Here is a 12,985-nt window from a genome sequence, read left to right as displayed (position 1 = left end):
CGGTCCGCCATGATCTTGGACCGAGTACAGAAAACCCGCCGCCGCGCCCGCACGGCCGCTGCCGTCGCCGGAGCCGCCGCGACCCTCCTCGCCCTCACCGCCTGCACCGGCGGCCAGGCGAGCACGAGCAGCACGCCCGTCGCCGGCGGCACGCTCACCTACGCCTCCGGCGACGCCGAGCCCACCTGCCTCGACCCGCACGTCGGCGGCAACTACCCCCAGGCGCTGCTCTCGAGCCAGTACATCGAGGAGCTCACCGCCCTCGACGACGGCAAGCCGGTCCCCGCGCTCGCCGAGTCGTGGACGACGAGCGACGACGGCACGACGATGACCTTCACGCTCCGCGACGACGTCACGTTCAGCGACGGCACCCCGTTCGACGCCGCCGCGGTCGTCGCGAACATCGAGCACGTGCAGGACCCGGCGACGGCGTCCAGCACGGGCTACCTCGCGCTGCAGTCGATCGCGAAGGCCACGGCGACCGACGACCACACCGTCACGCTGACGCTGAGCCGTCCGGACAGCGCCCTGCTCGAGTCGTTCTCGCAGCCCTGGGTCGGCATGGAGTCCCCGAAGGCCCTGCAGCGCTCGCAGGAGCAGAACTGCGAGTCCCCCGTCGGCACCGGCCCCTTCACGATCACCGGCTGGGAGCACGGCGACCGCGTCACGCTGGCGAAGAACGACCGGTACACGCCGCTCGACGGCACGACGAAGCCGCGCCTGTCCGGCATCTCGTGGCGCTTCCTGCCCGACTCGACCTCGCGCTACGCGGCGCTGCAGTCCGGTCAGGTCGACGTCATCGACAACGCCCAGCCCGACCAGCTGAAGGCCGCCTCGTCGAAGGGCACCATCCGTGACCTCGACGCCCCGCGCCCCGGTGCGTCGAACCGTCTCGAGCTGAACTCCGGGCACGGCGTCTTCCGCGACGAGTCCGTCCGCAAGGCCTTCATCGCCGGTGCGCAGATCGACCCGGGCATCGAGTCGCTGTTCCTCGGTACCGCGAAGCGCTCGTACTCGGTGCTCTCGAGCGTGGAGCCGTACGCGTACTCCGACAGGAGCCTGTTCCGGTACTCCCCGACGAAGGCGGAGGAGTTGCTCGACGCCGCCGGTTGGAAGAAGGGCAGCGATGGTGTCCGGGTGAAGGACGGCCAGCGGCTCACGGTCACCTTCCCCGTCTCGACGAACCAGTCGGTCCCCGCCGAACGCTCGCTGTTCCAGCAGGTCCAGGCGTCCGAGAAGGCCGTCGGCTTCGACGTGCAGATCAAGGAGCTCGACCTGTCGAGCTGGTACGCGGCCCTCGCGGCGAACCAGTACGACGTCGTCAGCGCCCCGTACACGAAGGTCGGCGCGGACGTCCTGCGCATCCTCTACGACAGCGCGAGCATCGAGCCGGCACCGTCCGGGTACTTCGCGAACCTCGCACAGCTGGACGACCCCGCGCTGGACGCCCTGCTCCAGCAGGCCGCACGCACCTCGGACTCCTCGGAGCGCGGCAAGCTCTACCAGCAGGCCCAGGAGACGATCCTCGCGAGCGGGACGGTCCTGCCGCTGTACGACCAGCAGAACCACTTCCTGATCCGGTCCTCCGTCCACGACGTGCACACCACCGCGGTGTCCACGCCCTGGTTCGGGGTCGCCTGGATCGACCGCTGACCCAGCACGACCCGGACGGGAGGCACGGCGTGCGTCGCGAGCACCGGCACGCGTCCGCCGCGTGGCGCGGCTGGACCCTGTGGGGACTCCGCCGCGTCGTCGGCGGGATCGGCGTGCTCTGGGCCGTCGCGACCATCGTGTTCGTCGCGATCCGGCTCATCCCCGGCGACCCGGCCCTCGCGATCCTCGGCGGGCCGGGCTCGCAGGCCTCCGCCGAGGCCGTCGCGCAGGTGCGGCACGAGTACGGCCTCGACCGTCCGGTGCTCGTGCAGTACGCGGTGTTCCTCGGCCGGCTCGCCACCGGGCACCTCGGCGACTCCTACGCCTTCCGCACCCCCGTCGCGACGCTCCTCGGCCAGCAGCTGCCGGTCACGCTGACGCTCGCGGTCCTCGGGCTCGTCGTGGCCTGGGTCCTCGCCGTCCTCGCGGCGTGGTGGTCGACGCAGCGCGGTCGGGTCGCCGCGGCCCTCACCGGCGCGCTCACCGTCACCGCGAGCGTCACCCCGCACTTCTGGCTGGGCAGCGTCCTCATCGTGGTGTTCGCGAGCGCCCTCGGCTGGGTGCCCGCGGTCAGCGACGGCACCCCGCGGGGTTGGGTCCTCCCGGTGCTGACGGTCGCCGTCCCGGTCGCCGGGTACCTCGCCGAGACCGTGCGCGACGGCGTCGTCGACGCGCAGCGATCGGCCTTCGCCCTCGCCGCCCGCAGTCGTGGCGAGACCCGCGCCGGCCTGTTCGGTCGCCACCTGCTCCGGCACGCGGCGCTGCCGGGGATCGCCCTGTCCGCCTGGGCCTTCGGATCGCTGGTGTCGGGGGCCGTGGTCGTCGAGTCGGTGTTCGCGCTGCCGGGCATCGGGCGGGCGCTCGTGACCGCGGTGACGCAGCGGGACATGCCCCTCGTCGCAGGGATCGCCCTCGTCTCCGCGGCGGCCTACGTCGTGGTGCTCGCGGTGGCCGACCTGGTCGAGCGGGTGGTCGACCCGCGCACCGCGGGCCGGTCCGCGCGAGGTGGGCGAGTCGGCGCCGCGCGCCCCGACCGGCACGTGGCGGGCGCGCGGTGAGCGGCATCGCCCCGCCGCGCCTCCAGGCCGGTGCGTCCGGTGCGACGGCGGACGGGCGGTCCGAGCGGTTCCGTGGGGGGACGCTCGGGCCGGCCGGTCTCGTCGCTGCCGGAGTGGTGGTGCTCGCGGTGCTGGCCGCGGTCTGGCCGGCGCTGCTCGGCGGTGGCGACCCGCTGGCCGTGCACCCGGACCGCGCGCTGCAGGCGCCGGGCTGGGGTGCGCCGTTCGGCACCGACGAGTCCGGGCGGGACGTCCTCGCCAGGGTCGTCGCGGGCACCAAGGCGTCACTCGTCGTCGGGGTCGTCGCGACGCTCGTCGGCGGCCTCGCGGGCATCGTGCTCGGCGTGGTCGCGGGCCTCGGCGGACGGGTCGTCGACGCCGTCGTCGGACGGGTGACCGAGGTCGCGTTCGCCCTCCCGCTGCTGCTCGTCGCGCTCGTCGTGATCGCGGTGACGGGGCCGGGGCCGGTGCCCGCCACGCTCGCGGTCGGCGCCGCGACCGCCCCCGGCTACGCCCGCATCGTGCGCGGGCTCGTGCGGAGTGCCCAGCGGTCGCAGGTCGTCGAGACCGCTGTCCTGCTCGGCCGCTCCCCCGCGCGGATCGTGGTCCGGCACGTGCTGCCCGCGGCGCTCTGGCCCGTCGTGGCCGTCGCGACGCTCGGTGTGGGACAGGCGATCGTCTGGGCGTCGGCGCTGAGCTACCTGGGCGTCGGGACCCCGCCGCCGGCACCGGAGTGGGGTGCCATGCTCGCCGACGGCCGCACCTACCTGCAGACCGCGCCGTGGATGAGCACCTTCCCCGGCCTCGCGATCGTGGTCCTCGCCACCGCCGTCACCGTGCTCGGCCGCGCGATCCGCCGGACGGGAGCGGTGCGGTGAACGTGCTCGACCTCGCCGGCCTGTCGGTGACGATCGGCGGCGTGCCCGTCGTGCACGACGTCGCCCTGCACGTCGCGGCTGGTGAGTGCGTCGCCCTCGTCGGCTCCTCCGGCTCCGGCAAGACCGTCACCGCGCGCGCCGCGCTCGGCCTCTCCGCGCCCGGCGCGACCGTGGGTGTCGACCGGCTCGAGGTGGCCGGCACCGACGTCGCGAGCGCCTCCGAACGCCGCTGGCGCAGCCTCCGCGGGTCGCGGATCGGCTACGTCGGCCAGGAGGCGCTGGGCGCGTTGGACCCGTTGCGTCCCGTCGGGCGTGAGGTCGCCGACGCCCTCCGGCTCCACACCGACCTGTCCGCTGCGGACCGCGTACGCGCCGTGCGCGACGCGCTCGCCGGGGTGGGGCTCGACCCGGACCTCGCGACCGACCGCCGGCTCGCGGGCACCCTGTCGGGTGGGATGCGGCAGCGCGCGCTCATCGCCGCGGCGACCGTCGGATCGCCGTCGTTGGTCGTCGCCGACGAACCGACGACGGCGCTCGACGCGGGCGTCGCCGTCACGGTGATGGAGCAGCTCCAGGCGGCGCAGGAGCGTGGCGCGGGACTGCTCGTGATCACGCACGACCTCGGGCTCGTGGCGGGGTGGGCGGACCGGGTGGTGGTGCTCGACGCGGGGCGGGTCGTCGAGGAGGGGCCGGTGGCCCGAGTGTTCGCGGCGCCGTCGCACCGGGTGACGCGGGCGTTGGTGCGCGCGGCGGGTGGGGGCGCGGGACGTCAGGACGGTGCCGTCGGCGTGGGGACCGGGGGCGACACGGGTGACAGCGCGGGTGCCGCGGGCGACGGCGCCGGTGCCGGTGCCGCAGGTGCCGTCGGTGCCGTCGGAGGTCCCGCGGGTGCCGCGGGTGCCGCGGGCGCCGCGGGTGCCGCGGGCGCCGCGGGTGCCGCGGGCGCCGCGGGTGCCGCGGGCGCCGCGGGTGCCGCGGGCGCCGCGGGTGCCGCGGGTGCCGCGGGTGCCGCGGGTGCCGCGGGTGCCGCGGGCGGCGGTCCGTCCGGCCACGGCACGGCACCCGTCCTCGTGGCGGACGACGTCGGGCGGTCGTTCGACGGTGTGCCCGCGCTGCGCGACGTGTCGTTCACGCTCCACCGGGGCGAGGTGCTCGGTGTGATCGGCGCCTCCGGCTCGGGCAAGACCACGCTCGCCCGCGTCCTGCTCGGCCTCGAGGCCCCCGACACCGGCACGGTCGCCCTCGACTGCGCGCCCTGGGCACCGCTGCCCGAGCGCGACCGCCGCGCCCGCCGGCACCGCATCGCCGCCGTCGTGCAGGACCCCGGCGCCACCTTCGACGAGCGCTGGAGCGTCGACCGGGTGCTCGCGGACGCGTTCTCCGGCGGCGCCGAGCGGTCGGGCCGCGGCGCCCTCGGCCCTCGGATCGACGCGTCCCTGCAGCAGGTGGGCCTCGACCCAGCCCTCCGGCGCCGCTCCCCCCGCACGCTCTCGGGCGGCCAACGGCAGCGCCTCGCGATCGCCCGCGCGCTCGCGACGTCGCCCGAGGTGATCGTGCTCGACGAGCCGGTCACGGCCCTCGACGCGACCGTGCAGGACGCGGTGCTCGCGCTGCTCGAACGACTGCGGGACACCACGGGCGTCGCGATGGTCTTCGTGTCGCACGACCTCCGCGCGGTCCGGCGGATGGCCGACGACGTGCTCGTCGTGCACGAGGGGCGCGTCGTGGAGCACGGCCCCGCAGCCGAGGTCTTCGCCCGGCCCTCGCACCAGGTGACCGCGCGACTGCTCGACGCCGCCGGGCGGCTCGCCGCGGGTCCGGGCGCCGACGCCGGCGCTGCCTGACCTGACCCGACGGGGTCGCGAGAGCCGTCCCCTGCCCCGTCCGGTCTCCCCTGCCGCGATGGGTCCTACCCTGCCGGGACCTGCACGCGAGAGCGACAGATCGCGCCCGATGTCCGGGCGCGATCTGTCGCTCTCGTGGGGGTGTCGGAGGGACCCCGGTGGCTACGAGCCCGCGGAGGCCTTGTCCTGGCCGCCGACCGGGGCGTCACCCGAGATGATCGGGATCTCGCTCGTCGAGAAGTCCTTCGCCCAGTCGGACTGCGCGAGCTCCGACGTCGGGTCGTTGTAGTCCTCGATCACGCCGGCGACCTCGTCCTCGTGCGCGACGGTCGGGCCCGAGCCCATGAGCGGCGTCGCGGCCGTCTCCTTGGTGAAGTACACGGCGACGAGGCCGATCACGGCAGCCGCCATCAGGTAGAAGGCGGGGATGTCCTCGGCCCACGACAGCCCGGCGTCCTTCGCCCCGGCGATGAGGGCCTGGGTGGCGAGGGGCGTGGTGCCGCCGAACAGCGAGACGGAGACGTTGAACGCGATCGCGAGGGCGCCGTACCGGATGATCGTCGGGAACAGGGCCGGCAGCGTCGAGGGCATCGTCGAGGTGAAGGTCACGAGCACGAGGCCGAGCACGAGCAGGCCGATGAAGACCCCCGGGCCGGTACCGGTCTGCACGAGCTTGAGCGCCGGCCAGGACAGCACGATGAAACCGATGCAGCCCGCGGCGAGGACCGGACGCCGGCCGAACCGGTCGGACAGCCGCCCGCCGAACGTGATGACGACCATCATCAGGATCATCACGATGACGATGAGGATCAGGCCGAACGTGGCGTTCTGCCCGAGGTTCGTCTCGAGGTAGGTCGGCATGTACGACAGCAGCATGTAGTCGGTCACGTTGAAGACGAGGACCAGGCCGATGCAGATGAGCAGCGAGCGCCAGTTCTCGGCGAAGAGCCGGAGGAACGGCGTCTTCTGCGACTCGCGCTCGGCGGCCTGCTCCTGCTGCTTCTGGAACGCCGGGGTCTCCTCCAGCTTGAGGCGCAGGTAGAGACCGATGAGGCCGAGCGGGCCCGCGATCATGAACGGGATGCGCCAGCCCCAGCTGAGCAGGGCGTCCTCGGGCATCGCGTACTGCAGGACCGTGACGATCGAGGCGCCGAGGACGTAGCCGGCGAGCGTGCCGAACTCGAGCCAGGAGCCCATGAACCCGCGGCGCTTGTCCGGCGAGTACTCGGCGATGAAGGTCGCGGCGCCGCCGTACTCACCACCGGTCGAGAAGCCCTGCACGAACCGGGCGACGAGCAGCAGCACGGGCGCCCAGAAGCCGATCGTGTCGTACGACGGGATGAGGCCGATCATCAGCGTGCCGGCGGCCATCAGGATCATCGTCAGCGCGAGGACCTTCTGGCGGCCGATCTTGTCGCCGATCGGACCGAACACCGCGCCGCCGATCGGCCGCACGATGAAGGCCGCGGCGAAGAAGCCGAAGGTCGCGACGAGGTTCGACGTCGGGTCACCCGCGGGGAGGAACACCTTCGAGATGGTGACCGTCAGGTACGCGAAGATGCCGAAGTCGAACCACTCCATCGCGTTGCCGAGCGCGGCGGCGGCGACGGCACGCTTGAGCAGCGACTCCTCGACGACGGTGACGTCGTCCTCGGTCAGCTTGCGACGCGCGCGCTTCGCGGCGGCCTTCGTGCGCAGCGGCCGGTTGCCGTGCTCCTGGGCTTCGTTCGGTGCCAACTTCGTTCCTCCGGTAGTGCTGAGTCTTGCCTTCGGGCATCCGGCGGAGAGCGACTGTGCAGTCCTCGCGAACACCGCGCTCGCCGGACAAACTCCGACAGCCTAGCAGATGGAGCGCTCCCACGCGGCGGCCCGCTACGATGTGGTCACTGCGCACCCCTCGCGCGACACTCAGGCACCTCACCACCGACTCGGTGCCGCACACATCGATCGAAAGGCCCCGCCATGACGAAGCCCATGCCCGACAAGCCCACGGTGGACGGCCTCGAAGACGTCTGGGGTCCGGTCTGGGAGCAGGACGGCACCTACCGCTTCGACCGCGACAGCGCCACGAAGGACGCGGTCTACTCGATCGACACCCCGCCGCCGACGGCCTCCGGTTCGCTGCACATCGGCCACGTGTTCTCGTACACGCACACCGACCTCAAGGCCCGGTACGAGCGCATGCGCGGCAAGCACGTCTTCTACCCGATGGGCTGGGACGACAACGGCCTGCCGACCGAGCGTCGCGTGCAGAACTACTACGGCGTCCGCTGCGACCCGCAGCTCCCCTACGACGCGACCTTCGTGCCGCCGTTCGAGGGCGGCGACAACAAGTCGAGCAAGGCCGCCGACCAGATCCCGGTGTCCCGCCGCAACTTCATCGAGCTGTGCGAGCGCCTCACCGTGCAGGACGAGCAGCAGTTCGAGCACCTCTTCCGCACGCTCGGCCTGTCCGTCGACTGGACCCAGTCGTACCGGACCATCGACGACACCTCGCGGGCGATCGCGCAGCGCGCCTTCCTCCGCAACCTCGAGCGCGGCGAGGCCTACCAGGCCGACGCCCCGACGCTGTGGGACGTGACCTTCCGCACGGCCGTCGCGCAGGCCGAGCTCGAGGACAAGGAGATGCCGGGCGCCTACCACGGCATCGCCTTCCACAAGACCGACGGCAGCGGCGACGTCGTCATCCAGACCACCCGTCCGGAGCTGCTCGCCGCGTGCGTCGCCCTCGTCGCGCACCCGGACGACGAGCGCTTCCAGGACCTCTTCGGCACCACGGTGCGCTCCCCCCTGTTCGACGTCGAGGTCCCCGTGCTCGCGCACCACCTCGCGCAGCAGGACAAGGGCGCCGGCATCGCCATGGTCTGCACCTTCGGCGACACCACCGACGTCGTCTGGTGGCGCGAGCTGCAGCTGCCGAACCGCGCGATCATCGGCTTCGACGGCCGCGTGCGCTCCGACGAGCCGACGTGGATCGAGTCCGAGCAGGGCAAGGCCCTCTACGCCGAGATGGCCGGCAAGACGGTGTTCTCCGCCAAGAAGGTCGTCGTGGACGCGCTCACCGAGTCCGGCGAACTGGTCGGCGACGTGAAGACGATCAACCACCCGGTGAAGTTCTTCGAGAAGGGCGACAAGCCGCTCGAGATCGTCTCCACCCGCCAGTGGTACATCGTCAACGGCGCCCGCGACGAGCAGCTCAAGGCCACGCTCCGCCAGCGCGGCGAGGAGATCGCGTTCCACCCGGACTTCATGCGCGTCCGGTACGACAACTGGGTCGGTGGCCTGTCCGGCGACTGGCTCATCTCGCGCCAGCGCTTCTTCGGCGTGCCGCTGCCGGTCTGGTACCCCCTCGACGCCGACGGCAACCCGGTGTACGACCAGCCGATCGTCCCGACCGAGGACCAGCTGCCCGTCGACCCCGCGTCCGAGCCGGCCCCCGGCTACGAGGAGTCCCAGCGCGGCGTCGCCGGCGGCTTCCAGGGCGAGCTCGACGTGATGGACACCTGGGCGACCTCGTCCCTGACCCCGCAGCTCGCGGGCAAGTGGGAGACCGACCCGGCGCTGTACGACCTGGTGTACCCGTACGACGTCCGCCCGCAGGCGCAGGACATCATCCGGACCTGGCTCTTCACCACGGTGCTGCGCAGCCAGCTCGAGGCCGACACGGTGCCGTGGAAGCACGCGTCGATCTCCGGCTTCATCGTCGACCCCGACCGCAAGAAGATGTCGAAGTCGAAGGGCAACGTCGTCACGCCGCTGTCGATCCTCGAGCAGCACGGCGCCGACGCGGTCCGGTACTGGGCGGCCTCGTCGAAGCTCGGCACGGACGCGGCGTTCGACCCGCAGAACCCGAAGCAGATCAAGGTCGGTCGCCGTCTCGCGATCAAGGTGCTCAACGCCGCGAAGTTCGTCTACGGCTTCGAGCTGCCGACCGGTGCGACGAGCGTCACCGAGCCGCTCGACGTCGACATGCTCGCCGAGCTCGGCGCCGTGATCGACCAGGCCACCACCGCCTTCGACGGCTTCGACCACGCCCGCGCGCTCGAGGTGACCGAGCGGTTCTTCTGGACCTTCTGCGACGACTACCTCGAGCTCGTCAAGGAGCGCGCCTACGGCACCGCGGCGGACGCGACGCACGAGACCCAGGCGAGTGCGGTCCTGGCGCTGCGCGCCGCGATCGACGCCCTGCTCCGCCTGCTGGCACCGTTCCTCCCGTTCGCGACGGAGGAGGTGTGGGCCTGGACCCACGAGACCAGCGTGCACCGCGCCTCCTGGCCGACGACGGCCGAGCTGCCCACCCAGGCCGAGCCCTCCGGACTGCTCGGCGTGGTCGGTCAGGCGCTCATCGGTGTCCGCGGTGCGAAGACCGCGGCGAAGGCGTCCCAGAAGACGCCCGTCACCCGCGCGGTCGTCGCCGCGCCCGCCGAGCAGCGTGCGCTGCTGGAGCAGGCGGCGGTCGACCTGGCGGCCGTCGGCCGCATCGAGAACCTGTCGTTCACGGACGGCGACGAGCTCGCCGTCATCGAGATCGAGCTCACCGAGCAGCAGGCGTAGCGTCGGATCGCAGGCCGGACCGTCCCGCGGTCCGGCCTGCGTCACGACACGGCCCGGCACGGACTGGAGGCACGGATGCAGTTGGGCACACGATGGAACGTCGGTGGGGAACCACCTGCGCGACTGCCCGAGGCGATGGTCGTCGCCGTGCGCGGTGTCGAGGACGAGCTCGCCGCGGCCTCCGTCGACGCGACGACCTGGCGGTGGACGCTGACGTACCTCGAGGGCAAGCCGCTCGTCGAGCTCGACGACGGCACGGCGATCCACCTCGACGACGCCGGCCACGCGCAGGTGACCGACCCGGACGACCCCGAAGAGGACTGACCGGACATGACCACGAGTCCCGTCGAACCCGCCGTCCGGGCGCACATCGTCGACGTCGCCGACCGGCTGTTCTACGCCCGCGGCATCCAGGCCGTCGGGATGGACGAGATCCGCACCGGCGCCGGGGTCTCCCTCAAGAAGCTCTACGCGGCGTTCCCGGGCAAGGAGCAGCTCATCGCGGCGGTGCTCTCGGGCCGCCACGAGCTGTGGGAGCGCGGCGTGCACGGCGCCGTCGACGCCGTCGCCGACCCGCGGGCGAAGCTGCTGGCGATGTACGACTTCCTCGAGCAGTGGTTCGGTGACGAGACCTTCCGCGGGTGCGGCTTCATCAACGCCTTCGGGGAACTCGGCGCGACCTCGCCCGCGGTCGCGACGATCGCCCGCGAGCACAAGGACTCGTTCCAACGGTTCGTCGCGTCACTGGCCGCCTCGGTGGTCGACGACGCGGACCGCGCCGAGGAGCTCGCAGCACAGCTCGCCCTGCTGGCCGAGGGGGCGCAGACGACGGCCGCCATCGCCGGGACCACCGCGCCAGCGGCGCATGCCCGCCGGGCGGCGGAGACGCTGGTCGACGCGGCGATGCGCTGACCGCGCACCGCGAGGGCACCCGTCCGTAGGGTGGGGGCATGGCAACCCCGTTCGACGACCCGAGCACCCTCCCCTACGCACTGCCGCCGTTCCGCGACGTCCGGCTGGAGCACTTCCGGCCCGCGTTCGACGCCGGCACGGCCGAACAGCGCGCCGAGGTCGAGGCGATCGCCGGCTCCGACGAGCCGCCGACGTTCGAGAACACCCTCGTGGCGCTCGAGCGCTCAGGCCAGCTGCTCGCCCGCGTCTCGTTCGTGTTCTCCACCCTGTCGTCCGCCGACTCGACGCCGGAGCTGCACGACCTCGAGGCCGAGGTCTCCCCGCTGCTCGCCGCGCACCGTGACGCGATCACGCTGGACTCCCGCCTGTACGCCCGGGTCTCGGCCGTGCGCGACGCCCTGGCCGACGCCGAGGGGCTCAGCGACGAGGACCGCCGGCTCGTCGAGCGGACGCACACGGAGATGACGCTGGCGGGCGCCGCCCTCGACGACCCGGGCAAGGAGCGTCTCACGGCGATCAACCAGGAGCTCTCGACCCTCACGACCACCTTCGAGCGGAACCTCCTCGAGGACACCAACGACCTCGCGGTGCCCGTGACCGACGAGGCCGAACTCGCCGGTCTCGACGACGGTTCGAAGTCCGCCGCCGCCGCTGCCGCAGCCGACCGCGGCCTGGACGGCTGGCTCGTCACGCTGCCGCTCTACACGGGCCACCCGTGGCTCGCCTCGCTCAGCCACCGCGGCCTGCGCGAGCGCATCATGCGCGCGTCGCTGTCCCGCGGTCGTCGTGGCAACGAGCACGACAACCGCGACGTCCTGCTCCGCATCGTCCGGCTCCGGGCCGAACGCGCCGAGCTCCTGGGCTTCCCGAACCACGCCGCCGTGGTCACCGCCGACGAGACCGCCCGGACCCCCGAGGCCGTCGAGGGGCTGCTGTCTTCGCTCGTGCCGGCGGCCGCCGCGAACGCCGAGGACGAGCGGGCCGTCCGCTCCCGCACCGTCGGGTTCGACGTCGAGTCGTGGGACTGGGCGTACGCCACCGAGGTCCTGCGCGGCGAGCAGTTCGCCGCTGACGGCTCCGCGCTCCGCCCGTACTTCGAGGCGGACCGCGTGCTCCGCGACGGGGTGTTCCACGCCGCGACCGCCCTGTACGGCCTGACCTTCACCGAGCGGCCCGACCTGCACGGGTACAACGACGAGGTCCGGGTGTTCGAGGTCCGGTCTGCGGACGACGAGCCGGTCGGCCTCTACCTGCTCGACCTCTTCACGCGGGACGGCAAGCGCGGCGGAGCCTGGATGAACCCCGTCGTCGAGCAGTCGCACCTGCTCGGCACGCTGCCCGTCGTCGTGAACAACCTCAACGTCGCCAAGCCCGCACCCGGCTCCCCGACGCTGCTCGTGCAGGACGAGGTCGAGACGCTGTTCCACGAGTTCGGACACGCGCTGCACGGGCTCATCGCGCGGACGACGTACCCGCGGTTCTCCGGCACGAACGTCGAGCGGGACTTCGTGGAGTTCCCGTCCCAGGTGAACGAGATGTGGGTGACGTGGCCCTCCGTCCTGGCGAACTACGCCAAGCACCACGAGACCGGTGCGCCGCTGCCGCCGGAACTCGTCCTCGGGCTGAGCGACTCGGCGGGCTTCAACGAGGGGTTCTCGACCACGGAGTACCTCGCGGCCGCGCTGCTCGACCAGGCGTGGCACCGGCTCTCCGCCGAGGCCGCCGCCGCGGTCACCTCGGTGGAGGACTTCGAGCAGCAAGCCCTGGCGGACGCCGGGGTGGACGTCCACGCGGTGCCGCCGCGGTACTCGTCGACGTACTTCGCCCACACCTTCTCGGGCGGGTACGACGCCGGGTACTACGGGTACATCTGGTCCGAGGTGCTCGACGCGGACACGGTGGAGTGGTTCCGCGACCACGGCGGGCTCTCCCGCGAGGCCGGGGGCCGCTTCGCGGAGAAGCTGCTCGGCGTCGGCGGCGCGAAGGACCCGCTCGAGGCGTACCGCGACTTCCGCGGGCGCGACGCCGAGGTCGGGCCGCTGCTCCGCCGCCGCGGGCTCGAGTAGGGCGCCGGCGGGCGCGCGGG

General features: G+C 72.9%; 9 protein-coding genes. 8 read left to right on the top strand and 1 reads right to left on the bottom strand.

Annotated features, from left to right (window positions below):
- Nucleotides 1-9 precede the first annotated feature (9 nt).
- From ACY3FI_RS05015 to ACY3FI_RS05000, 4 genes are read left to right on the top strand one after another with little or no spacing between them, the layout of a single operon-like run.
- Nucleotides 10-1,653 (top strand): ABC transporter substrate-binding protein, encoded by a 1,644-nt coding sequence (locus ACY3FI_RS05015; protein WP_462549651.1) that lies wholly within the window; start codon nt 10-12, stop codon nt 1,651-1,653.
- Nucleotides 1,654-1,682: 29 nt separating this feature from the next.
- Nucleotides 1,683-2,711: an ABC transporter permease gene (locus ACY3FI_RS05010; protein WP_462549650.1), complete on the top strand. Its 1,029-nt coding sequence runs from the start codon at nt 1,683-1,685 to the stop codon at nt 2,709-2,711.
- Entirely contained in the window at nt 2,708-3,589 is an 882-nt protein-coding gene (locus tag ACY3FI_RS05005; RefSeq protein ID WP_462549649.1) for an ABC transporter permease, read from the top strand. The genes ACY3FI_RS05010 and ACY3FI_RS05005 overlap by 4 nt, the downstream gene beginning before the upstream one ends.
- Nucleotides 3,586-5,433, top strand: a complete 1,848-nt coding sequence (locus tag ACY3FI_RS05000; protein WP_462549648.1) for an ATP-binding cassette domain-containing protein — start codon at nt 3,586-3,588, stop codon at nt 5,431-5,433. The genes ACY3FI_RS05005 and ACY3FI_RS05000 overlap by 4 nt, the downstream gene beginning before the upstream one ends.
- Before the next feature lie 162 nt (nt 5,434-5,595).
- Here the strand turns inward: ACY3FI_RS05000 and proP are convergent, their stop codons facing one another.
- Nucleotides 5,596-7,170: a glycine betaine/L-proline transporter ProP gene (proP, locus tag ACY3FI_RS04995; protein ID WP_462549647.1), complete on the bottom strand. Its 1,575-nt coding sequence runs from the start codon at nt 7,168-7,170 to the stop codon at nt 5,596-5,598.
- 225 nt (nt 7,171-7,395) lie between these two features.
- Here proP and valS point away from each other — a divergent pair, with 225 nt between their 5' ends.
- From valS to ACY3FI_RS04975, 4 genes are all read left to right on the top strand, one after another.
- Nucleotides 7,396-9,987, top strand: coding sequence for a valine--tRNA ligase (gene valS, locus ACY3FI_RS04990; RefSeq protein ID WP_462549646.1), 2,592 nt, complete (start codon nt 7,396-7,398; stop codon nt 9,985-9,987).
- A gap of 75 nt (nt 9,988-10,062) precedes the next feature.
- On the top strand, nt 10,063-10,311 hold the full coding sequence (locus ACY3FI_RS04985; RefSeq protein WP_462549645.1) for a hypothetical protein: 249 nt from the start codon (nt 10,063-10,065) through the stop codon (nt 10,309-10,311).
- A 6-nt stretch (nt 10,312-10,317) separates the two neighbouring features.
- Nucleotides 10,318-10,899: a TetR/AcrR family transcriptional regulator gene (locus ACY3FI_RS04980; protein WP_462549644.1), complete on the top strand. Its 582-nt coding sequence runs from the start codon at nt 10,318-10,320 to the stop codon at nt 10,897-10,899.
- Between the two features lie 38 nt (nt 10,900-10,937).
- Nucleotides 10,938-12,965 (top strand): M3 family metallopeptidase, encoded by a 2,028-nt coding sequence (locus ACY3FI_RS04975; RefSeq protein WP_462549643.1) that lies wholly within the window; start codon nt 10,938-10,940, stop codon nt 12,963-12,965.
- The last annotated feature ends 20 nt before the right edge of the window (nt 12,966-12,985 follow it).

The organism is Curtobacterium sp. RM9 (assembly GCF_054956955.1).
Note: the sequence above shows the minus strand (reverse complement) of the source record. Positions and strands in the feature narration are given on the sequence as shown.